Source organism: Nonomuraea sp. NPDC049158 (genome assembly GCF_040648335.1).
In the GTDB taxonomy this organism is placed as follows: domain Bacteria; phylum Actinomycetota; class Actinomycetes; order Streptosporangiales; family Streptosporangiaceae; genus Nonomuraea.
The window spans coordinates 1-24,095 of the sequence record NZ_JBEZDM010000005.1 but is presented as its reverse complement, the minus strand read 5'-3'; the positions used below and the strand labels follow the sequence as shown (position 1 = coordinate 24,095).

Annotated in this window: 29 protein-coding genes; all 29 read right to left on the bottom strand. The window is 65.8% G+C overall.

All coding sequences use genetic code 11. From position 1 onward, the window contains the following. Positions 1-27: 27 nt before the first annotated feature. Positions 28-678, bottom strand: coding sequence for an adenylate kinase (locus AB0B61_RS12950; protein ID WP_225293929.1), 651 nt, complete (start codon positions 676-678; stop codon positions 28-30). Further along, positions 678-1,988, bottom strand: a complete 1,311-nt coding sequence (secY, locus tag AB0B61_RS12945; RefSeq protein WP_225293931.1) for a preprotein translocase subunit SecY — start codon at positions 1,986-1,988, stop codon at positions 678-680. Before secY ends, AB0B61_RS12950 begins: the two co-directional genes overlap by 1 nt. A 169-nt stretch (positions 1,989-2,157) precedes the next feature. After that, positions 2,158-2,613, bottom strand: a complete 456-nt coding sequence (gene rplO, locus AB0B61_RS12940; protein ID WP_358431411.1) for a 50S ribosomal protein L15 — start codon at positions 2,611-2,613, stop codon at positions 2,158-2,160. Between the two features lie 2 nt (positions 2,614-2,615). Further along, the gene (gene rpmD, locus AB0B61_RS12935) at positions 2,616-2,798 is read right to left on the bottom strand and encodes a 50S ribosomal protein L30 (RefSeq protein WP_080043226.1); all 183 of its coding nucleotides are present in this window, start codon (positions 2,796-2,798) and stop codon (positions 2,616-2,618) included. Positions 2,799-2,800: 2 nt separating this feature from the next. After that, the gene (gene rpsE / locus AB0B61_RS12930) at positions 2,801-3,430 is read right to left on the bottom strand and encodes a 30S ribosomal protein S5 (protein WP_049572667.1); all 630 of its coding nucleotides are present in this window, start codon (positions 3,428-3,430) and stop codon (positions 2,801-2,803) included. A 27-nt stretch (positions 3,431-3,457) separates the two neighbouring features. Further along, positions 3,458-3,841 (bottom strand): 50S ribosomal protein L18, encoded by a 384-nt coding sequence (rplR, locus tag AB0B61_RS12925; protein ID WP_225293936.1) that lies wholly within the window; start codon positions 3,839-3,841, stop codon positions 3,458-3,460. A gap of 2 nt (positions 3,842-3,843) precedes the next feature. Beyond that, positions 3,844-4,386: a 50S ribosomal protein L6 gene (gene rplF, locus AB0B61_RS12920; RefSeq protein ID WP_225293938.1), complete on the bottom strand. Its 543-nt coding sequence runs from the start codon at positions 4,384-4,386 to the stop codon at positions 3,844-3,846. A gap of 16 nt (positions 4,387-4,402) precedes the next feature. After that, complete coding sequence (rpsH, locus tag AB0B61_RS12915; protein WP_192789898.1) at positions 4,403-4,801, bottom strand: 30S ribosomal protein S8; 399 nt, start codon at positions 4,799-4,801, stop codon at positions 4,403-4,405. A gap of 168 nt (positions 4,802-4,969) precedes the next feature. Then, positions 4,970-5,155, bottom strand: coding sequence for a type Z 30S ribosomal protein S14 (locus tag AB0B61_RS12910; protein ID WP_090769707.1), 186 nt, complete (start codon positions 5,153-5,155; stop codon positions 4,970-4,972). A gap of 2 nt (positions 5,156-5,157) precedes the next feature. Then, positions 5,158-5,733: a 50S ribosomal protein L5 gene (gene rplE, locus AB0B61_RS12905; protein ID WP_225293940.1), complete on the bottom strand. Its 576-nt coding sequence runs from the start codon at positions 5,731-5,733 to the stop codon at positions 5,158-5,160. Beyond that, the gene (gene rplX / locus AB0B61_RS12900) at positions 5,733-6,035 is read right to left on the bottom strand and encodes a 50S ribosomal protein L24 (RefSeq protein ID WP_225293984.1); all 303 of its coding nucleotides are present in this window, start codon (positions 6,033-6,035) and stop codon (positions 5,733-5,735) included. The genes rplE and rplX overlap by 1 nt, the downstream gene beginning before the upstream one ends. An 8-nt stretch (positions 6,036-6,043) precedes the next feature. Beyond that, positions 6,044-6,415, bottom strand: a complete 372-nt coding sequence (gene rplN, locus AB0B61_RS12895) for a 50S ribosomal protein L14 (protein ID WP_225293942.1) — start codon at positions 6,413-6,415, stop codon at positions 6,044-6,046. Positions 6,416-6,607: 192 nt separating this feature from the next. Next, positions 6,608-6,904 (bottom strand): 30S ribosomal protein S17, encoded by a 297-nt coding sequence (rpsQ, locus tag AB0B61_RS12890; RefSeq protein WP_219539595.1) that lies wholly within the window; start codon positions 6,902-6,904, stop codon positions 6,608-6,610. Then, positions 6,897-7,133 (bottom strand): 50S ribosomal protein L29, encoded by a 237-nt coding sequence (gene rpmC / locus AB0B61_RS12885; protein ID WP_214633180.1) that lies wholly within the window; start codon positions 7,131-7,133, stop codon positions 6,897-6,899. The genes rpsQ and rpmC overlap by 8 nt, the downstream gene beginning before the upstream one ends. After that, positions 7,133-7,552: a 50S ribosomal protein L16 gene (rplP, locus tag AB0B61_RS12880; protein WP_214633179.1), complete on the bottom strand. Its 420-nt coding sequence runs from the start codon at positions 7,550-7,552 to the stop codon at positions 7,133-7,135. The genes rpmC and rplP overlap by 1 nt, the downstream gene beginning before the upstream one ends. A gap of 2 nt (positions 7,553-7,554) precedes the next feature. After that, positions 7,555-8,412: a 30S ribosomal protein S3 gene (gene rpsC, locus AB0B61_RS12875; protein WP_358431409.1), complete on the bottom strand. Its 858-nt coding sequence runs from the start codon at positions 8,410-8,412 to the stop codon at positions 7,555-7,557. After that, positions 8,412-8,765 carry a 50S ribosomal protein L22 gene (gene rplV, locus AB0B61_RS12870; RefSeq protein WP_219539598.1) on the bottom strand — a complete coding sequence of 118 codons (354 nt, stop codon included), beginning with the start codon at positions 8,763-8,765 and terminating at the stop codon, positions 8,412-8,414. The genes rpsC and rplV overlap by 1 nt, the downstream gene beginning before the upstream one ends. Before the next feature lie 32 nt (positions 8,766-8,797). Beyond that, positions 8,798-9,076 carry a 30S ribosomal protein S19 gene (gene rpsS, locus AB0B61_RS12865; protein ID WP_357650645.1) on the bottom strand — a complete coding sequence of 93 codons (279 nt, stop codon included), beginning with the start codon at positions 9,074-9,076 and terminating at the stop codon, positions 8,798-8,800. Positions 9,077-9,087: 11 nt separating this feature from the next. After that, a complete protein-coding gene (gene rplB / locus AB0B61_RS12860; protein ID WP_225293948.1) occupies positions 9,088-9,924 on the bottom strand; it encodes a 50S ribosomal protein L2 in 837 nt (278 codons plus the stop codon). A 104-nt stretch (positions 9,925-10,028) separates the two neighbouring features. Continuing rightward, the gene (rplW, locus tag AB0B61_RS12855; protein ID WP_221519391.1) at positions 10,029-10,331 is read right to left on the bottom strand and encodes a 50S ribosomal protein L23; all 303 of its coding nucleotides are present in this window, start codon (positions 10,329-10,331) and stop codon (positions 10,029-10,031) included. Then, positions 10,331-11,008 (bottom strand): 50S ribosomal protein L4, encoded by a 678-nt coding sequence (gene rplD, locus AB0B61_RS12850; protein ID WP_225293950.1) that lies wholly within the window; start codon positions 11,006-11,008, stop codon positions 10,331-10,333. Before rplD ends, rplW begins: the two co-directional genes overlap by 1 nt. After that, a complete protein-coding gene (rplC, locus tag AB0B61_RS12845; RefSeq protein ID WP_225293952.1) occupies positions 11,005-11,658 on the bottom strand; it encodes a 50S ribosomal protein L3 in 654 nt (217 codons plus the stop codon). The genes rplD and rplC overlap by 4 nt, the downstream gene beginning before the upstream one ends. Before the next feature lie 14 nt (positions 11,659-11,672). Then, positions 11,673-11,981: a 30S ribosomal protein S10 gene (gene rpsJ / locus AB0B61_RS12840; protein WP_012887830.1), complete on the bottom strand. Its 309-nt coding sequence runs from the start codon at positions 11,979-11,981 to the stop codon at positions 11,673-11,675. A 271-nt stretch (positions 11,982-12,252) separates the two neighbouring features. Beyond that, positions 12,253-13,446, bottom strand: coding sequence for an elongation factor Tu (gene tuf / locus AB0B61_RS12835; protein ID WP_358431407.1), 1,194 nt, complete (start codon positions 13,444-13,446; stop codon positions 12,253-12,255). 150 nt (positions 13,447-13,596) lie between these two features. Further along, positions 13,597-15,696 carry an elongation factor G gene (fusA, locus tag AB0B61_RS12830; protein ID WP_358431405.1) on the bottom strand — a complete coding sequence of 700 codons (2,100 nt, stop codon included), beginning with the start codon at positions 15,694-15,696 and terminating at the stop codon, positions 13,597-13,599. Positions 15,697-15,735: 39 nt separating this feature from the next. After that, positions 15,736-16,206 (bottom strand): 30S ribosomal protein S7, encoded by a 471-nt coding sequence (gene rpsG, locus AB0B61_RS12825; protein WP_138670613.1) that lies wholly within the window; start codon positions 16,204-16,206, stop codon positions 15,736-15,738. A 2-nt stretch (positions 16,207-16,208) separates the two neighbouring features. Further along, entirely contained in the window at positions 16,209-16,583 is a 375-nt protein-coding gene (gene rpsL / locus AB0B61_RS12820; protein ID WP_214633169.1) for a 30S ribosomal protein S12, read from the bottom strand. A 561-nt stretch (positions 16,584-17,144) separates the two neighbouring features. Then, positions 17,145-21,020: a DNA-directed RNA polymerase subunit beta' gene (locus AB0B61_RS12815; RefSeq protein ID WP_358431403.1), complete on the bottom strand. Its 3,876-nt coding sequence runs from the start codon at positions 21,018-21,020 to the stop codon at positions 17,145-17,147. Between the two features lie 17 nt (positions 21,021-21,037). Next, positions 21,038-24,095 (bottom strand): DNA-directed RNA polymerase subunit beta (rpoB, locus tag AB0B61_RS12810; RefSeq protein WP_358431402.1); only part of this gene is annotated, 3,058 nt, incomplete at its 5' end.

The following is a 24,095-nucleotide window of genomic DNA, read 5'->3' as shown; positions in this document are numbered from 1 at the left end:
TGCCACCTCCGCAGTCGGCCATCGGGCTTACCCCATGAAAGGGCGGATGGCCTCCATGGCCCGCTGGGTGACCTCCTCGACCGGACCGGTCGCGTCGACACCCACGAGGATGCCCTCGTCCGCGTAGTAGGACACCAGCGGCGCCGTCTGCTCCTGGTAGACCTCCAGGCGATGCCTGACCGTCTCCTCTTTGTCGTCGTCACGCTGGAACAGCGTGCCGCCGCAGGCGTCGCACCGATCGTCCTTCTTGTCATCGAACTCGACGTGCCAGATGCGACCGCACTGGCTGCAGGTGCGGCGGCCGGCTAGCCGCCTGACCACCTCGTCGTCGTCCACTACCAGCTCCAGGACCAGGTCGAGCGCCTGGCCCCACTCCTTCAGCATGTCGCGCAGGATCTCGGCCTGAGCCACGTTCCTGGGGAAGCCGTCGAGCAGGAAGCCGTCCTGCGCGTCGTCCTCGGCGAGACGGTCACGGACCATGGCGATGGTGACCTTGTCGGGCACCAGGTCGCCGCGGTCCATGAACGTCTTGGCGAGCTTGCCGAGCTCCGTGCCCCCGGAGACGTTGGCACGGAAGATGTCACCTGTCGAGATCTTCGGGATGGACAGGTTCGACGCGATGTACTGGGCCTGTGTCCCCTTACCCGCTCCGGGGGGCCCGACCAGAACGAGACGCACTACCGCAGGAAGCCTTCGTAATTACGCTGCTGCAACTGGCTCTCGATCTGCTTGACCGTGTCCAGGCCGACGCCAACCATGATCAGAATGCTCGTCCCTCCGAACGGGAAGTTCTGGCTCGCTCCGGCCACCGCGAGCGCGACGATCGGGATCATGGCGATCAGACCCAGATAGAGCGCGCCGGGGGCGGTCAGACGGGTGAGCACGAAACTCAGGTATCCAGCCGTCGGCCGTCCCGGACGGATGCCCGGAATGAACCCACCGTACTTCTTCATGTTGTCGGCCACTTCAGTGGGGTTGAAAGTGATGGACACGTAGAAGTAGGTGAAGAACACGATCAGGACGAAGAACGTGATCATGTAGATGGGCGTGTCGCCCTTGGTGAGGTTCGCGGAAATCCACTGCACGACCGCGTTGGGGTTCTCCGCGTTGGCGAACAGCGAGGTCAGCAGCTGCGGCAGATAGAGCAGCGAGGACGCGAAGATGACCGGGATGATGCCGGCCTGGTTGACCTTCAGCGGGATGTAGGTGGACGTGCCGCCGTACATCCTGCGTCCGACCATCCGCTTGGCGTACTGCACCGGAATGCGGCGCTGCGCCTGCTCGACGAAGACCACCGCGGCGATCATGAAGACGCCTACCACCATGACGACGGCGAAGGTGAACTTGTTGGCCTGGAAGATGCTGGCCAGCTCGGACGGGAAGACCGCGACGACCTGCGTGAAGATGAGGATCGACATGCCGTTGCCCACACCACGGTCGGTGATGAGCTCGCCCAGCCACATGATGACCGAGGTGCCGGCCGTCATGATGACGACCATCGTGACGATCATGAAGATGTTGTCGGGGTCGAGCAGGACGTCCTTGTCACAGCCCTGGAAGAGCTGCCCGGAGCGCGCCAGCGCGATGAACGCCGTCGACTGCAGGATGCCCAGACCGATCGTCAGATAACGCGTATATTGTGTGATCTTCGTCTGACCGGCCTGCCCCTCCTTCTTGAGGGCTTCGAGGCGTGGGATCACGACGACGAGAAGTTGGAGAATGATGCTGGCGGTGATGTACGGCATGATGCCCAGAGCGAACACCGACAGCTTCAGGAGCGCGCCGCCGCTGAACAGCTGCACCATCCCGTAGATATTGCCGTTTTCACCGTTGCGGACCTGATCAAAACAGGACGCAAGGTTCTGGACGTGAACTCCCGGAGTCGGAAGAACCGAGCCGAGTCGGAACAGCGCGATGATGCCCAGAGTGAAGAGCAACTTCTTGCGCAGATCCGGCGTCCGGAACGCCCGGGTAAACGCGGTCAGCACGGTCCCTCCTGCGCGCCTAAAAGGCGGTGTGAGTATGCGATGGTGCGGGGATCTGCCATCAGAAGTCTCAGGTCAAAACGAGCCGGACAGAATCCTGCCGTCTCGCGAACTCTAACGCACTACGGGCGTGGGGGCCCATGGTCGGAGCCCCCACGCCTCGTAATAGCTCTTACAGCTCGGTAACGGAACCCCCAGCAGCGGCGATTTTCTCCTTCGCGGCGGACGAGAAGGCATGCGCCCGCACGTTGACCGCGACCGAGATCTCGCCGGTGCCGAGAACCTTCACCAGCTGGTTCTTGCGGACAGCACCCTTGGCGACCAGCGTCTCGACGGTGACCTCGCCACCCTCGGGGAACAGCTCGCCGAGCCTGTCCAGGTTGACGACCTGGTAGGTCGTCTTGAAGAGCGCGTTGGAGAAGCCCTTGAGCTTCGGCAGACGCCTCTGCAGCGGCACCTGGCCACCCTCGAAACCGAGGGGGACCGTCGTACGGGCGTGGCTGCCCTTGGTGCCGCGACCGGCCGTCTTACCCTTGGACGCCTCGCCGCGACCCTTGCGGATCTTGGCCTTGTTGGCGCCGGGGGCCGGACGCAGGTCGTGAATCTTGAGCGGAGCCTTGTCAGTCATGACTAGTCGACCTCTTCCACCTCGACGAGGTGCGTCACCACGGAGACCATGCCGCGAATCTCGGGCCGGTCCTCCTTGACGACGACATCGCCGATTCGCTTCAGGCCAAGCGAACGCAGCGAGTCACGCTGGTTCTGCTTGCCACCGATCTTCGAGCGAACCTGAGTGATCTTCAGGCGTGCCATGACTAGCTCACCGCCTTGGCGGCCGCCGCTTCGGCGATGCCTTCGCGCTGAGCCTTCAGCATCCGGGCCGGAGCGACGTCCTCGATCGGCAGACCACGACGGGCGGCGATCTCCTCGGGCCGGGAAAGACCCTTCAGAGCCGCCACCGTGGCGTGCACGATGTTGATCGGGTTGTCCGAGCCGAGCGACTTGGACAGGACGTCGTGGATGCCGGCGCACTCCAGAACGGCGCGCACCGGACCACCGGCGATGACGCCGGTACCGGCGGAAGCCGGACGCAGGAAGACGACACCGGCCGCCTCCTCACCCTGCACGGTGTGCGGGATGGTGCCCTGGATCCTCGGGACCTTGAAGAAGTGCTTCTTGGCCTCTTCGACGCCCTTGGCGATGGCCGCGGGGACTTCCTTGGCCTTGCCATAGCCGACGCCGACCAGGCCGTTGCCGTCACCGACGACGACGAGGGCGGTGAAGCTGAAGCGACGACCACCCTTCACGACCTTGGCCACTCGGTTGATCTTCACTACGCGCTCGATGTACGAGACGCCCTTGTCGGCGGCGCCACCGCGGCGATCGTCACGACGGTCCCGCCGCTCGCCACCGGTGCCGCCACCGCGACGCGGAGCTGCAGCCATCAGTGGTTCCTCATCTCAGTTGCCATATCAGAACTCGAGCCCACCTTCGCGGGCGCTGTCCGCCAGAGCGGCGATGCGCCCGGCGTAGCGGTTGCCACCGCGGTCGAACACGACCGCCGTGATCCCGGCTTCCTTGGCCCGCTGAGCGAGGAGCTCGCCGACCTTCTTGGCCTTCTCGGTCTTGTCAGCCTCGAGCGTGCGCAGCGCGGAGTCCATGGTGGACGCGCTCACCAGCGTGTGGCCGACGGAGTCGTCCACGATCTGCACGAACAGGTGACGAGTCGAACGGTTGACGACCAAGCGCGGACGCGCGGCCGTACCGACGACGTTCTTGCGGACGCGGCGGTGACGGCGGGCCCGCGAGACGGTGCGGGCAGCCGTGTGCTTGCCGAACGCAGTCTTCGGAGCCATGCCTACTTACCAGCCTTTCCGACCTTGCGGCGGATCTGTTCGCCCTGGTAACGCACGCCCTTGCCCTTGTACGGGTCAGGCTTGCGCAACTTGCGGATGTTGGCCGCGACCTCGCCGACCTTCTGCTTGTCGATGCCGTCCACGTGGAACAGGGTCGGCTTCTCGACGCGGAAGGTGACGCCCTCGGGGGCGTCGACGATGACCGGGTGACTGAAGCCCAGTGCGAACTCCAGCTGCGTCGGGCCCTTGGCCTGAACGCGGTAACCGACGCCGACGATCTCCAAGGTCTTGGAGTAGCCCTGCGTGACGCCCTGCACCATGTTGGCGATCAGCGTCCGGGACAGGCCGTGCAGCGCACGGACCTTGTTCTCGTCGTTGGGCCGGGTGACGGCGATAGCGCCGTCGTCATCGCGACCCACCGTGATGGGATCCGCGACTGTATGAGAAAGCGTGCCCTTCGGGCCCTTGACCTGGACATCCTGGCCGCTGATCGCGATGTCAACGCCGCTCGGCACAGGGATGGGCAGCCGTCCGATTCTCGACATGCTGTGTTCCTCCCCTCTACCAGACGTAGGCGAGGACTTCCCCGCCCACGCCACGCTTGCCGGCCTGCTTGTCGGTCATGAGACCGGCGGACGTCGAGATGATCGCGACACCCAGCCCTCCCAGAACGCGAGGCAGGTTGTCCTTCTTCGCATACACCCGCAGACCGGGCTTCGACACCCGGCGCAGCCCCGCGAGCGACCGCTCACGGGTAGGCCCGAACTTGAGCTCCACCACGAGGTTCTTGCCAACCTTGGCGTCTTCGACGGTCCAAGCCTGGATGTAACCCTCCTGCTGGAGGATCTCGGCGATGTGCGCCTTGATCTTCGAATACGGCATGGTCACGCTGTCGTGATACGCCGAGTTCGCATTACGCAGACGCGTCAGCATGTCTGCGATCGGGTCGGTCATCGTCATGGCCAGTGGCCTTCCTCGCCGCGGTTTCCAGTCGGTGAAGCGGAGCTCTACCGGTGGACCTTCGGCGCGGTCATGGGCGCCCTCTAGGAGAGCACCCGGTTTGACAGTTCTACATATGTACGGCGAGCAGCCCCCACGGGGGCGACACATGGCCGCCCCCTAGGGTAACTACCAGCTGGACTTGGTGATGCCGGGCAGCTCGCCCCGGTGCGCCATCTCACGGAAGCACACGCGGCAGAGCCCGAACTTGCGGTAGACGGCGCGGGGCCGGCCACAACGCGTGCAACGGGTGTACGCCCGGACTTCGAACTTCTGCTTACGCCCTGCCTTGGCGATCAGCGACTTCTTCGCCATGATCAGGCCTCCTTGAAGGGGAACCCGAGGAGCTTCAGCAGCGCCCGGCCCTGGTCGTCGGTCTTCGCGGTGGTCACGACCGTGATGTCCATGCCCCGCGGGCGGTCGACCTTGTCCTGGTCGACCTCGTGGAACATGACCTGCTCGGTCAGACCGAACGTGTAGTTACCGTTGCCGTCGAACTGCTTGGGCGACAGGCCACGGAAGTCCCTGATGCGGGGCAGCGCCAGCGACAGCAACCTGTCGAGGAACTCCCACATCCGGTCGCCGCGGAGCGTGACGTGCGCGCCGATCGGCATGCCCTCGCGCAGCTTGAACTGGGCGATGGACTTGCGCGCCCGGACGACGGCCGGCTTCTGGCCGGTGATCACGGTGAGGTCGCGAACAGCGCCCTCGATGAGCTTCGAGTCGCGAGCCGCCTCGCCGACACCCATGTTGACCTTGATCTTCACCAGGCCGGGGATCTGCATGACGTTCTCGATGCCGAAGTCCTCGCGAAGCTTGGCCGCGATCTCCTCGCGGTACTTCGTCTTGAGGCGCGGCGTCGGGCGCTCGGTCTCAGTGGTCGTGGCAGTCATCAGCTGTCCTCACCCGTCTCGTCGGCCTTGTCCTCGGCCTTCTTGTCGGCGGGCTTGTCCTCGCGCTTCTCGTCCTTGAGCTTCTTCACGTTGCTCACGTGAATGGGAGCCTCCATGGTCTGCACGCCGCCGGTCTTGGCGCCACGCGGGCCCTGGTGGGTCTCCTTGGTGTGCTTCTTGATCATGTTGACGCCCTCGACCACCACGCGGTCTTCCCGCGGGAGGGTGGCGATGACATGACCCTTGGCACCCTTGTCCTTGCCGGTGATGACCTGAACGAGGTCACCCTTCTTCACATGCAGCTTCGGCATTACAGCACCTCCGGCGCGAGCGAGATGATGCGCATGAACTTCTTGTCGCGCAGCTCACGGCCCACCGGGCCGAAGATACGGGTGCCACGAGGGTCACCGCTGTCCTTGATGATGACGGCGGCGTTCTCGTCGAAGCGGATGTAGGAGCCGTCCGGCCGGCGGCGCTCCTTGGCCGTGCGGACGATGACGGCCTTGACCACGTCGCCCTTCTTGACGCCGGTGCTACCGGGCAGGGCATCCTTGACGGTGGCGACGATGACGTCGCCGATACCGGCGTAGCGTCGGCCCGAGCCACCGAGAACGCGGATGCAAAGAATCTCCTTGGCACCCGTGTTGTCGGCGACCTTGAGCCGCGACTCCTGCTGGATCACTGTTTTCTCCTGATTAGTCGCGCCGGTTCTCGTCGATGCCGAGCCTGGCGGAACTTGTATGGTCTTTTTCCTCCGGCCACAGCCCTGGAGCCGCACCGCAGGCGACGCGAGGCCGGAGCCTCGCGTCCTTGGACACCGTCATGGGGGCCTGGAAGCCCCCACGAGGCGCGTTATATCCGAGAAGCCGTTAGGTTACTTGGCCTTCTCGAGGATCTCCACGACCCTCCACCGCTTGGTGGCGGAGAGGGGGCGGGTCTCCATCAGCAGCACGCGGTCGCCGACGCCACAGGCGTTGGCCTCGTCGTGCGCCTTGTACTTGGTCGTACGGCGGATGACCTTGCCGTACAGCCGGTGCTTGACACGGTCCTCGACGGCGACGACGACGGTCTTGTCCATCTTGTCGCTGACGACCAGGCCCTCACGGACCTTGCGGAAGTTCCGCGCGTCGTCGTTCGTCTCGGTGGTCTCTGTGGTCTCGGTCTCAGCCATCGCTCGTCTCCTTCTCGACCGTGATGATGCCAAGCTCGCGCTCGCGCATCACGGTGTAGATACGGGCGATCTCGCGGCGGACGGCGCGCAGCCGCCCGTGGCTCTCCAACTGTCCGGTCGCTGCCTGGAAGCGGAGGTTGAACAGCTCCTCCTTGGCTTCCTTGAGCTTCTGGACCAGGGTGTCCTCGTCCTCGACTCGCAGCTCGCCGGCGGTCAGGCCCTTAGCCATCACGCCTCACCAACTTCACGCTTAACGATCTTGCACTTCATGGGCAGCTTGTGGATCGCGCGAGTGAGCGCCTCGCGGGCAACCGACTCGGCGACACCGGAAAGCTCGAACATGACGCGACCCGGCTTGACGTTGGCGATCCACCACTCGGGCGAACCCTTACCGGAACCCATGCGGGTCTCAGCCGGCTTCTTGGTCAGCGGGCGGTCGGGGTAGATGTTGATCCACACCTTTCCACCACGCTTGATGTGACGGGTCATCGCAATACGAGCCGACTCGATCTGGCGGTTGGTCACGTAGGAGTGCTCAATCGCCTGGATGCCGAACTCGCCGAACACGACCCTGGTGCCGCCCTTGGCGGCACCGCTGCGGTCGGGCCGGTGCTGCTTGCGGTGCTTGACCCTGCGCGGGATCAGCATGGTCAGCTCCCTTCAGCACCCGGCTGCGCAGCCGGGCCGGTCTCGGGGGCAGCCTGAGAGGCCGCCTCAGTCCTGGGGGCGCGGTCGCCACGACCGCCACCGCGACGGGCGCCACCGGCGCCACCACGGCGCGGACGGTCGCCGCCGCCACCGCCGCCGCCACCGCGACGGTCGTCACGGTCACGACGCTGGCCGGCACGGGCGCCGGCAGCGGCCGCCTCGCGCTCGGCGCGGCTGGTGGGGGCCTCGCCCTTGTAGATCCACACCTTCACGCCGATGCGGCCGAAGGTGGTGCGGGCCTCGTAGAAGCCGTAGTCGATGTCCGCGCGGAGCGTGTGCAGCGGCACCCGGCCCTCGCGGTAGAACTCCGACCTCGACATCTCGGCGCCGCCAAGACGACCGGAGCACTGCACCCGGATGCCCTTGGCGCCGCTCTTCATGGCCGACTGCATCGCCTTGCGCATGGCGCGGCGGAACGAGACACGGCTGGAGAGCTGCTCGGCGACACCCTGCGCGACGAGCTGGGCGTCGATCTCGGGGTTCTTCACCTCGAGGATGTTGAGCTGGACCTGCTTCTTGGTCAGCTTCTCCAGGTCGCCGCGGATCCGGTCGGCCTCCGCGCCGCGACGGCCGATGACGATGCCCGGCCGGGCGGTGTGGATGTCGACCTGAACGCGGTCGGTCGTGCGCTCGATCTCCACCTTGGAGATACCGGCCCGCTCCATGCCCTTCTGCAGCATGCGACGGATCGACACGTCCTCGGCGACGTACGACTTGTACAGCTTGTCGGCGTACCACCGGCTCTTGAAGTCGGTCGTGATGCCGAGGCGGAACCCGTGCGGGTTAACCTTCTGGCCCACTATCGGGTCCTTCCCTTCGGCTCGCGGGACTCCACGATCACGGTGATGTGGCTCGTCCGCTTGTTGATCCGATAGGCACGACCCTGGGCACGCGGACGGAACCGCTTCAGCGTCGGGCCCTCGTCGACCCACGCCCGGCTCACGAAGAGCGTCTGGGGGTCGAGATCGAAGTTGTGCTCTGCATTTGCCATGGCGCTCGAGAGCACCTTGTAGATCGGCTCGCTCGCCGACTGGGGAGCGAACTGCAGCACGGCCTGCGCCTCCGAAGCGGGCAGCCCGCGAATAAGGTCCACCACGCGGCGGGCCTTGAGGGGCGTGACGCGGACGAACCGCGCCTGAGCCCTGGCTTCCATCGCTTACTCCTCTTAACTGCTTCTGAAGGCGTCTATCGCCGGCTGCGGCGGTCTTCCTTGACGTGGCTGCGGAAGGTGCGCGTCGGGGCGAACTCTCCCAGCTTGTGGCCGATCATCGACTCGGTGACGAACACCGGGACGTGCTTGCGGCCATCGTGTACGGCGATCGTGTGCCCGAGCATGTCAGGCACGATCATGGAGCGCCGCGACCACGTCTTGATGACGGTCTTGGTGCCCTTCTCGTTCTGGACATCCACCTTCTTGGCGAGGTGGCCGTCCACGAAGGGACCCTTCTTAAGGCTACGTGGCATATCGGCTGCTCCTACCGCTTCTTCCTCTTGCTCCGGCGGCGGATGATCAGCCGGTCGCTGGACTTGTTGGCCTGGCGGGTGCGGCCCTCGGGCTTGCCCTTCGGGTTCACCGGGTGGCGACCACCGGAGGTCTTACCCTCACCACCACCGTGCGGGTGGTCAACGGGGTTCATGGCGACACCACGGACGGTCGGGCGCTTGCCCTTCCACCGCATACGGCCGGCCTTGCCCCAGTTGATGTTGGCCTGCTCGGCGTTACCGACCTGACCCACCGACGCCCGGCAGCGCACGTCGACCATGCGCATTTCGCCGGACGGCATACGCAGCGTGGCGTACTGGCCTTCCTTGGCGAGCAGCTGGATCTGAGCGCCCGCGGAGCGGCCGAGCTTGGCGCCGCCGCCCGGACGGAGCTCCACCGCGTGGATGAAGGTACCCGTCGGGATGTTGCGCAGCGGCAGGCAGTTGCCCGGCTTGATGTCGGCCCCGGCGCCGTTCTCGATGCGGTCGCCCTGCTTGAGGCCGGTCGGCGCGATGATGTAGCGCTTCTCGCCGTCGGCGTAGTGCAGCAGAGCGATGTTGGCGGTGCGGTTGGGGTCGTACTCGATGTGAGCGACCTTCGCCGGGATGCCGTCCTTGTCATGCCTACGGAAGTCAATGATCCGGTAGGCGCGCTTGTGACCGCCGCCTTGGTGGCGCGCGGTGACCCGGCCGTGTACGTTGCGGCCGCCCTTGCCATGAAGGGGCGCAAGCAACGACTTCTCGGGCGTGCTGCGGGTGATCTCGGAGAAGTCCGAGACACTCGAGCCGCGGCGACCCGGAGTCGTCGGCTTGTACTTACGGATGCCCATCTTTTTCGTTCATCCTTCGTCGGTTACATGGGTGAGCCCGCCGCACGGGCGTGCGACGGTCTCGACCCCTGGCAGGCTGTACGGCCCGCCTACTTCTATGGCTGCTAGCCGATCTGACCGAAGATGTCGATCCGATCGCCCTCGACCAGGCTCACAATCGCGCGCTTGGTGTCGGGACGCTTGCCGAAACCGGTGCGGGTGCGCTTGCGCTTGCCCTGCCGGTTGATCGTGTTCACGCTGGTGACCTTGACCCCGAAGATCTGCTCGACGGCGATCTTGACCTGGGTCTTGTTCGCGGTCTTCTTCACCAGGAACGTGTACTTGTTGTTCTCATCGATCAGGCCGTAGCTCTTCTCAGAGACGACCGGCTTGATGATGACGTCGCGCGGGTCGGCGATCTTCTCCATCAGGCGTCTGCCCCTTCACTCGAATTGGCCGACCCTGCCGACAAACGCGCCACGACCTGGTCGTACGCCTCCTGGGTGAAGACCACGTCGTCGTGGCAGAGCACGTCGTAGGTGTTGAGCTGCCCGGAGTCCAGCAGGTGGACCTCGGGAGCGTTGCGCAGGCTCAGCCAGGTCAGCTCGTCGGCCTCGTCGACGACGAGGAGGACGGTCCTGGACTGGGTGATCTTACGCAGGGCCTCGAGAGCCGCCTTGGTCTTCGGCGTCTCGCCGGTGACCAGACCGCTCACCACGTGCACGCGACCGCCGCCGGCCCGGTCAGACAGGGCGCCACGCAGAGCGGCGACCTTCATCTTCTTGGGCGTCCGCTGCGAGTAGTCGCGCGGCACCGGGCCGTGGACGACGCCACCACCGGTGAACTGCGGCGCGCGGGTCGAGCCCTGACGGGCGCGACCGGTGCCCTTCTGGCGGTACGGCTTCTTGCCGCCGCCCCTGACCTCACCACGGGTCTTGGCCTTGTGGGTGCCCTGCCGGCGAGCGGCGAGCTGGGCCACGACCACCTGGTGGATCAGCGGAATGTTGACCTTGGCGCCGAAGATGTCTTCGGGCAGGTCGACGGTGCCGGCCTTGCTACCGCTGGCGTCGAGGACGTCAATGCTGTTTACGCGATTGCTGGTCACTTGGCAGCCCCCTTCTTGGCAGCGGTACGGACGAGGACCAGGCTGCCATTGGCGCCGGGGATCGCACCCTTGATCAGGATGAGACCGTTCTCGACGTCGATGGCGTGAACCTTGAGGCTCTGCACGGTGGTGCGGACGTTACCCATCCGACCAGCCATGCGCAGACCCTTGAATACGCGGCCCGGGGTGGCGCAGCCACCGATGGAACCCGGCGAGCGGTGCTTGCGCTGCGTACCGTGCGACGCGCCCAGACCCTTGAAGCCGTGCCGCTTCATGACACCGGCGAAGCCCTTGCCCTTGCTCTTGCCCGTCACATCGACGAACTGGCCGGCCTCGAAGGTGTCGGCCAGCAGCTCCTGGCCCAGGGTGTAGTCGCTCGCGTCGTCGGTGCGGATCTCCGCGAAGTAACGGCGCGGGGTGATGTCGTGCTTACGCAGGTAGTCGCCGAGCGGCTTGTTGACCTTCCGCGGGTCGACCTGTCCGAAGCCGAGCTGAACGGCCGAATAGCCATCCTTGTCGGCGGTGCGGACCCTGGTCACCACGCACGGACCGGCCTCCACCACGGTCACCGGAACCATCCGGTTGTCCGCGTCGAAGACCTGGGTCATGCCGAGCTTCTTGCCCAGGACGCCCTTGATCGTCTTAGCCATGTCAGTGCGTTCCCTCAGAGCTTGATCGAAATGTCGACGCCCGCGGGGAGGTCGAGCCGCATGAGCGAGTCGACGGTCTTGGGCGTCGGGTCGATGATGTCAATCAGCCGCTTGTGCGTGCGCATCTCAAAGTGCTCGCGGCTGTCCTTGTACTTGTGCGGCGAGCGGATGACGCAGTACACGTTCTTCTCGGTCGGCAGCGGCACCGGGCCCGCGACCTTCGCGCCAGTCCGCGTCACCGTCTCGACGATCTTCTTGGCCGAGCTGTCGATGACCTCGTGGTCATAGGCCTTAAGCCGGATGCGGATCTTTTGTCCCGCCATAGTGGCCTCGGTGTCCTTCGCTGTCGTCTGAAAAAGTATCGTGCGGCCTGTTGCCGCTGTTCGTGCGGGTCGAACCCGCACGGCCCCACGTGACAGACGTTGTCGATCTGCCGTTTTCTTCCGTGATCCGGCAGTTACTTCGGTCACTCCGAAGCCACTGCGAGATCACGGCTTTCCCGTGGAGCCTGAGGGCGGAAGCCGTAGGGACTCCTGCCCTCGTGGCGCGGCGGTCGGCCTTCTTCCGAGGGCCGGCCGCCGCCCCGCGATCGTACTACTTGATGATCTTGATGACCCGGCCGGCGCCGACGGTGCGGCCACCCTCACGGATCGCGAACTTCAGACCGTCCTCCATGGCGATGGGCTGGATCAGCTCAACGCGCATTTCGGTGTTGTCGCCCGGCATGACCATCTCGGTGCCCTCGGGGAGGTGCACGACACCGGTCACGTCAGTCGTACGGAAGTAGAACTGCGGGCGGTAGTTGTTGAAGAACGGCGTGTGGCGGCCGCCCTCGTCCTTCGACAGGATGTAGACCTGGCCGTCGAACTCGGTGTGCGGGGTGGTCGTGCCCGGCTTGATGATGCACTGGCCGCGCTCGACGTCGTCCCGCTTGATGCCGCGGAGCAGCAGAGCGGCGTTGTCGCCGGCCTGACCCTCGTCGAGCATCTTGTTGAACATCTCGATGCTGGTGACGGTGGTGGTCGTCTTCTCGGCCTTGATGCCGATGATGTCGACCTGCTCGTTGACCTTGACGATGCCGCGCTCGATACGACCGGTGACGACCGTGCCACGACCGGTGATCGAGAAGACGTCCTCGACCGGCATGAGGAACGGCTTCTCCGTCTCACGGGGCGGCTCGGGCACGTTCTCGTCGACCGCGTCCATCAGCTCGATGATGCTGTCGGCCCACTTCTGGTCGCCCTCAAGAGCCTTGAGCGCGGAGACGCGGATGACAGGCAGGTCGTCGCCGGGGAACTCCTGAGCGGACAGGAGCTCACGAACCTCGAGCTCGACGAGCTCCAGGATCTCCTCGTCGTCGACCATGTCGGACTTGTTGAGCGCCACGACGATGTAGGGGACGCCGACCTGGCGGGCCAGGAGGACGTGCTCCTTCGTCTGCGGCATCGGGCCGTCAGTGGCGGCGACCACGAGGATCGCACCGTCCATCTGCGCGGCACCCGTGATCATGTTCTTCACGTAGTCGGCGTGACCGGGGCAGTCCACGTGGGCGTAGTGGCGCTTCTCGGTCTGGTACTCGACGTGCGCGATGGAGATCGTGATCCCGCGGGCCTTCTCCTCGGGCGCCTTGTCGATCTTGTCGAACGGCGTCGCCTTGTTCAGCTCGGGGAAACGGTCGTGAAGCACCTTGGTGATCGCCGCGGTGAGCGTGGTCTTACCGTGGTCGATGTGCCCAATGGTGCCGATGTTCATGTGCGGCTTGTTCCGCTCGAACTTGGCCTTGCCCACTGGTTCTCTCCTTGAGAATCTGTCTGACTTTCGTCTACACACTCGGGCCCGGGTGATCCCGAACCCCTAAGCGATGAGGCGGCTCGCACCGCCCCACCAGAGGCCGAAGCCCCTTGACGGCTGGGCGAGGCCCAGCCGGGGGTCCCGGGACTATTCGCCCCGGGCCTTCGCGACGATCTCCTTGGCGATGCCCGGGGGCACCTCCGAGTAGGAGTCGAACTGCATGCTGTAGCTCGCGCGCCCCTGCGTCTTGCTACGCAGGTCGCCCACGTAGCCGAACATCTCAGAAAGCGGTACGAGCGCCGAGACGACACGGGCGCCAGCCCGCTCGTCCATCGCCTGGATCTGCCCGCGGCGACCGTTGAGGTCTCCGATGACGTCACCCATGTAGTCCTCGGGCGTGGTGACCTCAACGGCCATCATCGGCTCGAGGAGTACAGCGTCGGCCTTGCGAGCGGCCTCCTTGAAGGCCATCGAGCCGGCGATCTTGAAGGCCATTTCCGAGGAGTCGACGTCGTGCGCGGCACCGTCGATCAGCGTCACCTTCACGCCCACCATCGGGTAGCCGGCCAGCACGCCGAACTCGGCGGCCTCCTGGGCACCCGCGTCGACCGAGGGGATGTACTCCCTCGGGACACGACCACCCGTGACCTTGTTCTCGAACTCGTAGCCGTCGTTGCCTTCGCCCAGCGGCTCGAGCTTGATGATGACCCGCGCGAACTGGCCGGACCCACCCGTCTGCTTCTTGTGGGTGTAGTCGAGCTTGTCCACCGTGCGGCGGATGGTCTCGCGGTAGGCCACCTGCGGACGACCGACGTTGGCCTCGACCTTGAACTCGCGACGCATACGGTCGACGAGGATCTCCAGGTGAAGCTCGCCCATGCCCCAGATGACCGTCTGGCCGGTCTCCTCGTCACGACGGACCTGGAAGGACGGGTCCTCCTCGGCCAGCCGCTGGATCGCGGTCGACAGCTTCTCCTGGTCGCCCTTGGTCTTGGGCTCGATCGCGACGTTGATGACCGGAGCCGGGAACGTCATCGACTCGAGCACGACCTGGTTGGCCGGGTCGGACAGGGTGTCGCCGGTCGTGGTGTCCTTGAGACCCATGACGGCGACGATCTGACCGGCGGAGGCCACCGGGCGCTCCTCACGCTTGTTCGCGTGCATCTGGTAGATCTTGCCGATCCGCTCCTTCTTGCCCTTCACCGAGTTCACGACCTGTGAACCCGACTCGAGCGTGCCGGAGTAGATGCGGATGTAGGTGATCTTGCCCAGGTGCGGGTCGCTCGCGATCTTGAAGGCGAGAGCGGAGAACGGCTCGGCCGGGTCCGCGTGACGTACGACGACCTTCTCCTCGTTGCCGACCGCGTGGCCCTCGAAGGCGGGGATGTCGGTCGGCGCGGGGAGGTAGGCGATCACCGCGTCGAGCAGGGGCTGCACGCCCTTGTTCTTGAACGCGGTGCCCGTGAGAACCGGGTTGATGGCGCTGGACAGCGTCGCGCGGCGGATGGCCGCGACCAGCTGCTCCTCGGTGGGCTCGATGGCCTCGAGGAAGAGCTCCATCATCTCGTCGTCGTTCTCGGCGACGGTCTCGACGAGCTTGTCACGCCACTCGCGAGCGGCTTCGGCGTGGTCGGCCGGGATGTCGACGACGTCGTACATCTCGCCCTTGGCCGCGTCCTCGCTCCAGAGCAGGCCCTTCATCTTCACCAGGTCGATGACGCCGCGGAAGCCGGCCTCGACGCCCCAGGGAAGCTGGATGACCGCGGGAGTCGCGGCAAGACGGGTGACCATCATGTCGACGCAGCGGTGGAACTCCGCGCCGACGCGGTCCATCTTGTTCACGAAGCAGATGCGGGGGACGTTGTAGCGGTCGGCCTGACGCCACACCGTCTCTGACTGCGGCTCGACGCCCGCGACACCGTCGAACACGGTGACCGCACCGTCGAGGACACGAAGGTTGCGCTCGACCTCGATGGTGAAGTCGACGTGGCCCGGGGTGTCGATCAGGTTGATCGTGTGACCGGCCCACTCGCAGGTCGTCGCGGCAGACGTGATCGTGATGCCACGCTCCTGCTCCTGCTCCATCCAGTCCATGGTGGCTGCGCCGTCGTGGACTTCACCGATCTTGTAGTTGATGCCGGTGTAGAACAGGATGCGCTCAGTCGTGGTGGTCTTACCCGCGTCAATATGGGCGATGATCCCGATGTTTCGGACCTTCGCCAGGTCAAGGGCGGTCGTTGCGGCCACTTCTCTCGCGTCCTCGTCGTCTCGTCGAACCCGCCGGGGTTACCAGCGGTAGTGGGCGAAGGCCTTGTTGGACTCGGCCATCTTGTGGGTGTCCTCGCGCTTCTTGACGCTCGCCCCGAGGCCGTTGCTGGCGTCGAGGAGCTCGTTCATGAGGCGCTCGGTCATGGTCTTCTCGCGGCGGGCGCGGGAGTACTGCACCAGCCAGCGCAGGGCCAGGGTCGTGCTGCGCGCGGCGCGCACCTCGACCGGCACCTGGTAGGTCGCGCCACCAACGCGACGGCTGCGGACCTCGAGGGTCGGCTTGACGTTGTCAAGCGCGCGCTTCAGGGTGACGACCGGGTCGTTGCCCGTCTTGTCCCTGCAGCCCTCAAGGGCGCCGTACACGATCGACTGCGCGATGGAACGCTTGCCGTCCAGGAGCACCTTGTTGATCAGAGCGGTGACCAGGGGCGAGCTGTAAACCGGGTCAGACATGAGCTGACGGCGGCCGGGAGAACCCTTGCGAGGCATAGTTAGCTCTTCTCCCTCTTCGCGCCGTACTTGCTGCGAGCCTGCTTGCGGTTGCGGACACCCTGGGTGTCCAGCGAACCGCGAATGATCTTGTAGCGGACACCCGGCAGGTCCTTCACACGACCGCCGCGCACGAGCACGATGGAGTGCTCCTGCAGGTTGTGGCCCACACCCGGGATGTACGCCGTGACCTCGATGCCGTTGGTGAGCCGCACACGGGCCACCTTGCGCAGTGCCGAGTTGGGCTTCTTAGGGGTCGTGGTGTAAACGCGCTGGCAAACACCTCGCCGCTGCGGATTCGCCCTTAGGGCAGGAGTCTTGGTCTTGGCGACCTTGTCCTGCCGGCCCTTGCGGACCAACTGCTGAATAGTGGGCACTGCCACTCCGTTTCGTGCCTTGGCCGGTAATACGTCTGTTGTTCATTCGCAGGTTCTGCCGGTGTCATGACCTGCTGGTTTTCCCCGTCTCGGCGCCCCCGCGCTCGGGCGTGTCGCGCACTTCGCACAGACACATCCGCAGGGACTTGGAGCCAGGAAGCCGTCCGGCGCTCCCATATATGAGCGCACAGCCGAGAGCCCGCTAACGACGGGCACGATGCTCTAGACTACCCAGGCCCACGCGACACGTCAAAGCAGCGCGACAAAGCGGACAACGCTTCTGCCACTACTGCTGGTCGCTGGGCCTCTTCGATGCATGCCCGGCTACTGCTCCGCGCCTATCATATCCGGCCCGCGGAGTGTTTCGTCGCGGTTCGCCAGGATGCCGCGCGCGGCGCTGCACCGGCGCACCGCGCCCCTGGACCGGCGTGGCGATCCCGGCACACCCTCCAACCCCCCAAACGGCCCAGAGAGCACACGTAGCGGCGCACAACCACCGTGCTGACAAAAAAGCACCGCGCCCGGATCGCGAAGATCCGGGCGCGGTGCCGCAAAGAGCGACTAGCGGTTGTACTGCCCGAAGTCGTACTCCTCCAGCGGAACGGCCTCGCCGCTACCGGTGCCGAAGGTGTAGTCGGCCGCGGAACCGTCGTATCCACCAACGGTGTACATGGCCGCCTTGGCCTCTTCGGTCGGCTCGACCCGGATGTTGCGGTACTGGGGCATGCCCGTACCGGCCGGGATGAGCTTACCGATGATGACGTTCTCCTTCAGGCCCAGGAGCGAGTCGGACTTGGCGTGGATCGCCGCGTCCGTCAGGACCCTGGTCGTCTCCTGGAAGGAGGCCGCCGACAGCCACGACTCGGTGGCGAGCGACGCCTTCGTGATGCCCATGAGCACCGGACGACCGGCGGCCGGAGCGCCGCCCTCCGCCACCGTCTCGCGGTTCATCTGCTCGAAGCGCGGGCGCTCGACGAGCTCGCCGGGCAGCAGGTCGGTCTCGCCGGACTCCAGCACGTTCACGCGCTTGAGCATCTGCCGCACGATGATCTCGATGTGCTTGTCGTGGATCGACACACCCTGCGAGCGGTAGACCTGCTGGACCTCCGCCACCAGGTGCAGCTGCACGGCCCGCGGGCCGAGGATGCGCAGCACCTCGTTGGGGTTGACCGCACCGGCGACCAGCTGCTGGCCGACCGTCACACGCTGGCCGTCGGAGACCTGCAGGCGCGAACGCATCGAGACCGGGTAGGCGATCTCCTCCGAACCGTCGTCCGGAGTGATGACGAGCTTGCGCGACTTGTCCGTCTCGTCGATGCGGACCCTGCCCTCGGCCTCGGAGATCGGGGCGACACCCTTGGGGATGCGCGCCTCGAAGAGCTCCTGGACACGGGGCAGACCGTGGGTGATGTCCGCGCCCGCCACACCACCGGTGTGGAAGGTACGCATCGTCAGCTGCGTGCCCGGCTCGCCGATCGACTGGGCGGCGATGATGCCGACCGCCTCGCCGACGTCGACGAGCTTGCCGGTCGCCAGCGAGCGGCCGTAGCAGGTCGCGCAGACGCCGATCTTGGCCTCGCAGACGAGCGCGCTCCGCGTGCGGACGGTCTCGATGCCGGCCTCGACCAGCGCGGTGACGTGGATGTCGTTGATGTCGACACCCGCCGCCACGATGACCTTGCCGTCGACCTCGACGTCCTCGGCCAGGATGCGGCCGTGCACGTTGGACTCGGCGTTCTCCGCCTTGACCAGGTTGCCCGAAGAGTCCCGCTCGCCGACGTGCAGCGGGACCGCGCGGTCGGTGCCGCAGTCGATCTCACGCACGATGACGTCCTGCGCGACGTCCACCAGACGACGGGTCAGGTAACCCGAGTCGGCGGTACGCAGGGCGGTGTCGGCCAGACCCTTCCGCTGTCCGTGGGTGGAGATGAAGTACTCCAGCACCGACAGGCCCTCGCGGAACGAGGCCTTGATCGGACGCGGGATCGTCTCACCCTTGGTGTTGGACACCAGGCCACGGATGCCGGCGATCTGACGCACCTGCATCTTGTTGCCTCGGGCACCGGAGTTGACCATCATCCAGACCGGGTTGGTCGCCGGGAAGGCGTTGACCATGTCGGTCTCGACGTCGGCCGTGGCGTGCGTCCAGATCTCGATGAGCTCCTGACGGCGCTCCTCGTCGGTGATCAGGCCGCGCTCGTACTCGCGCTGGACCTTGTCGGCCCGGCGCTCGTAGTTCTCCATGATGTCGGCCTTGTTCGGCGGCGCGACGACGTCGTCGATCGAGATCGTGACGCCGGAACGGGTCGCCCAGCGGAAGCCGGCGTCCTTGAGCGCGTCGAGCGAGTTGGCCACGTCGACCTTGGGGTAGGTCTCGGCCAGCTCGTTCACGATCGTGGACAGCTGCTTCTTGCCGACCTGGAAGTTGACGAACGGGTAGCTCGCCGGGAGCGTCTGGTTGAACAGGCACCGGCCGAACGTCGTCTCCAGGCGGATCGGGTCACCCTGCTCCCAGCCCTCCGGCGCGACCCACTCACGGGGCGGCAGGACGTCCTTGAGCCTGATCTGGATCTTCGCCTGAATGTCCAGCTCGTGGCGGTCGAAGGCCATCTGGGCCTCGGCGATCGAGCCGAAGACCCGGCCCTCACCCGTGGCGCCGTCCTTGTGGGTGGTCAGCCAGTAGAGGCCGATGACCATGTCCTGGGTGGGCATCGTCACGGGCTTGCCGTCGGCCGGCTTGAGGATGTTGTTGGTCGAGAGCATCAGGATGCGTGCCTCGGCCTGGGCCTCAGCCGACAGCGGCAGGTGCACGGCCATCTGGTCACCGTCGAAGTCCGCGTTGAACGCGGTGCAGACGAGCGGGTGGATCTGGATGGCCTTGCCCTCGACCAGCTGCGGCTCGAACGCCTGGATACCCAGGCGGTGGAGCGTCGGAGCGCGGTTGAGCAGCACGGGGTGCTCGGTGATGACCTCTTCGAGCACGTCCCACACGACCGGACGCGCCCGCTCGACCATCCGCTTGGCCGACTTGATGTTCTGGGCGTGGTTGAGATCGACCAGCCTCTTCATCACGAACGGCTTGAACAGCTCCAGCGCCATCTGCTTGGGCAGACCGCACTGGTGCAGCTTGAGCTGCGGGCCGACGACGATGACCGAACGGCCGGAGTAGTCGACTCGCTTGCCCAGCAGGTTCTGGCGGAAGCGGCCCTGCTTGCCCTTCAGCATGTCGCTGAGGGACTTGAGCGGACGGTTGCCGGGACCGGTGACCGGGCGACCGCGACGGCCGTTGTCGAACAGCGCGTCGACGGCCTCCTGGAGCATCCGCTTCTCGTTGTTCACGATGATCTCGGGGGCGCCGAGGTCGAGCAGACGCTTGAGGCGGTTGTTCCGGTTGATGACCCGGCGGTAGAGATCGTTCAGGTCCGAGGTCGCGAACCGGCCACCGTCGAGCTGCACCATCGGGCGCAGGTCCGGCGGGATGACCGGAATGCAGTCGAGCACCATGCCGCGCGGCGAGTTGGTGGTGTTGAGGAACGCCGACACGACCTTGAGCCGCTTGAGCGCACGGGCCTTCTTCTGGCCCTTGCCGCTGCGGATCGTCTCGCGCAGGTTCTCAGACTCGACGTCGAGGTCGAAGCTGATCAGGCGGTCCTGGATCGCCTGCGCGCCCATGCCGCCCTTGAAGTAGCGGCCGAAGCGGTCGCGCATCTCTCGGTAGAGCAGCTCGTCGCCCTCAAGGTCCTGGACCTTGAGGTTCTTGAAGCGGCTCCAGACCTCGTCGAGCCGGTCCAGCTCGCGCTGGGCCCGGTCGCGAAGCTGACGCATCTCGCGCTCGGCGCCCTCACGAACCTTGCGGCGCTGGTCGCCCTTGGCGCCCGCGGCCTCAAGCTCGCCCAGGTCGCCTTCGAGCTTCTTCTGCCGGGCCTCGACGTCGGCGTCACGGCGCTGCTCGATGTGCTGCCGCTCGACGGAGATCTTCGCCTCCAGCGACGGCAGGTCACGCTCACGCATCTCGGTGTCGACATGCGTGATCATGTACGCCGCGAAGTAGATGACCTTCTCCAGGTCCTTCGGGGCGAGGTCGAGCAGGTAGCCAAGGCGCGACGGGACGCCCTTGAAGTACCAGATGTGCGTGACGGGCGCGGCCAGCTCGATGTGGCCCATCCGCTCACGACGCACCTTGGCGCGAGTCACCTCGACGCCACAGCGCTCACAGATGATGCCCTTGAACCGGACGCGCTTGTACTTGCCGCAGTAGCACTCCCAGTCGCGGGTCGGACCGAAGATCTTCTCGCAGAAGAGCCCGTCCTTTTCCGGCTTGAGGGTGCGGTAGTTGATGGTCTCTGGCTTCTTCACCTCGCCGTGCGACCACTGACGGATGTCGTCGGCCGTCGCGAGGCCGATCCTGAGCTCGTCGAAGAAGTTGACGTCTAGCATTTTGTGCGATCTCCCCCTCAGACTTCTTCCACGCTGCTCGGCTCACGCCGGGACAGATCGATGCCGAGCTCTTCCGCGGCGCGGAAGACGTCCTCGTCGGTGTCGCGCATCTCGATGGACATGCCGTCGCTGGAGAGCACCTCGACGTTGAGGCACAGCGACTGCATTTCCTTGATGAGGACCTTGAAGGACTCGGGGATTCCCGGCTCGGGGATGTTCTCGCCCTTGACGATCGCCTCGTAGACCTTCACGCGGCCGAGGACGTCGTCGGACTTGATCGTCAGCAGCTCCTGGAGGGCGTAGGCGGCGCCGTAGGCCTCCAGAGCCCACACCTCCATCTCACCGAAGCGCTGGCCACCGAACTGGGCCTTACCGCCGAGCGGCTGCTGGGTGATCATGGAGTAGGGGCCGGTCGAACGTGCGTGGATCTTGTCGTCGACCAGGTGGAGCAGCTTGAGGATGTAGATGTAGCCGACCGAGATCGGGTACGGGAACGGCTCGCCGGAGCGGCCGTCGAACAGCTTGGCCTTACCGCTCTGCTGGACCATGCGGTCCCCGTCGCGGTTGGCGATGGTGTTGTCGAGCAGCCCGACGATTTCTTCTTCGTGGGCGCCGTCGAAGACCGGGGTGGCCATGTTGGTGCGCGGGGCGACCTTGTCGAAGCCCTTGTCACGCAGCCGTTCGGCCCAGGCCTCCTGGACGCCGGAGATGTCCCAGCCGCGGGCGGCGATCCAGCCGAGGTGGGTCTCCAGCACCTGGCCGACGTTCATCCGGCCGGGCACGCCCAGCGGGTTGAGGATGATGTCGACCGGGGTGCCGTCCTCCAGGAACGGCATGTCCTCGACCGGCAGGATCTTGGAGATGACGCCCTTGTTGCCGTGCCGGCCGGCCAGCTTGTCGCCGTCGGTGATCTTACGCTTCTGGGCCACATAGACACGGACCAGCTCGTTCACACCCGGCGGCAGCTCGTCGCCCTCCTCGCGGGAGAAGACGCGGACGCCGATGACCTTGCCCTGCTCGCCGTGCGGCACCTTCAGCGAGGTGTCGCGGACTTCGCGGGCCTTCTCACCGAAGATCGCGCGCAGCAGCCGCTCTTCCGGGGTCAGCTCGGTCTCGCCCTTGGGCGTGACCTTGCCGACCAGGATGTCGCCGGGTACGACCTCGGCGCCGATGCGGATGATGCCGCGCTCGTCCAGGTCGGCCAGGACCTCTTCGGAGACGTTGGGGATGTCCCGGGTGATCTCCTCCGGGCCCAGCTTGGTGTCGCGGGCGTCGACCTCGTGCTCCTCGATGTGAATCGAGGACAGGACGTCGTCCTGGACCAGTCGCTGGGACAGGATGATCGCGTCTTCGTAGTTGTGGCCTTCCCATGGCATGAACGCCACGAGCAGGTTCTTACCGAGGGCCATCTCACCGCTGTCGGTGCAGGGACCGTCGGCGATGACCTGGTTGACCTCGACCCGGTCGCCTTCGGCCACGATGGGCTTCTGGTTGAAGCTCGTGCCCTGGTTGGAACGCTTGAACTTGGCGACTCGGTAAGTCGTACGGGTGCCGTCGTCGTTCATCACGGTGACGTAGTCGGCGGAGACCTCCTCGACCACACCCGCCTTCTCGGCGCTGATGACGTCGCCCGCGTCGGTCGCGGCACGGTATTCCATGCCGGTGCCGACCAGCGGCGCCTCGCTCTTGAGCAGCGGCACGGACTGCCTCTGCATGTTGGAGCCCATGAGCGCGCGGTTGGCGTCGTCGTGCTCCAGGAACGGGATCATCGCGGTGGCGACCGACACCATCTGACGCGGCGACACGTCGATGTAGTCGACCTCGTCGGCCCGCGCCAGCTCGGTCTCGCCGCCCTTGGTGCGGACCAGGACCCGCGCGTCGGCGAACGTGCCGTCCGGGTTGAGGATCGTGTTGGCCTGCGCCTTGACGAAACGGTCTTCCTCATCGGCGGTCAGGTAGTCGATCTGCTCGGTCACCTTGCCGTCGACGACCTTGCGGTACGGCGTCTCGACGAAACCGAAGGCGTTGATCCGGCCATAAGAGGCCAGCGAGCCGATCAGGCCGATGTTCGGGCCTTCCGGCGTCTCGATCGGGCACATCCGGCCGTAGTGGGACGGGTGCACGTCACGAACCTCGAAGCCGGCCCGCTCACGCGACAGACCACCCGGACCCAGCGCGGACAGACGCCTCTTGTGCGTCAAGCCGGCCAGCGGGTTGGTCTGGTCCATGAACTGCGACAGCTGCGAGGTGCCGAAGAACTCCTTGATCGACGCGACGACCGGGCGGATGTTGATCAGGGTCTGCGGCGTGATCGCCTCGACGTCCTGAGTCGTCATCCGCTCGCGCACGACGCGCTCCATACGGGCCAGGCCCAGGCGGACCTGGTTCTGGATGAGCTCGCCGACGCTGCGCAGGCGGCGGTTGCCGAAGTGGTCGATGTCGTCGACCTCGACGATCACGGTGTCGATCGGCGCCTCGGCGGCGGCCGGCATCGACTCCTCGCCCGCGTGCAGCCGGACGATGTATTCGATCGTGGCGACGACGTCCTCTTCGGTCAGCGTCCCCTGCTGGATCTCACTGCCGACCCCGAGCTTCTTGTTGATCTTGTAGCGGCCGACCTTGGCCAGGTCGTAGCGCTTGGGGTTGAAGTACAAGTTCTCCAGCAGGGTCTGCGCCGACTCCTTGGTCGGCGGCTCACCCGGCCGCAGCTTGCGATAGATGTCCAGCAGCGCGTCGTCCTGGCCGGCCGTGTGGTCCTTCTCCAGGGTGGCGCGCATCGACTCGTACTGGCCGAACCGCTCCAGAATCGCCTCACTGGTCCATCCCAGTGCCTTGAGAAGCACGGTGACGGCCTGCTTGCGCTTACGGTCGATGCGCACACCGACGCTGTCGCGCTTGTCGATCTCGAACTCCAGCCAGGCACCCCGCGACGGGATGACCTTGCAGCCGTACAGGTCCTTGTCCGAGGTCTTGTCGACGTTGCGTTCGAAGTAGACGCCGGGGGAGCGGACGAGCTGCGAGACCACGACACGCTCGGTGCCGTTGATGATGAAGGTGCCCTTCGGCGTCATGAGC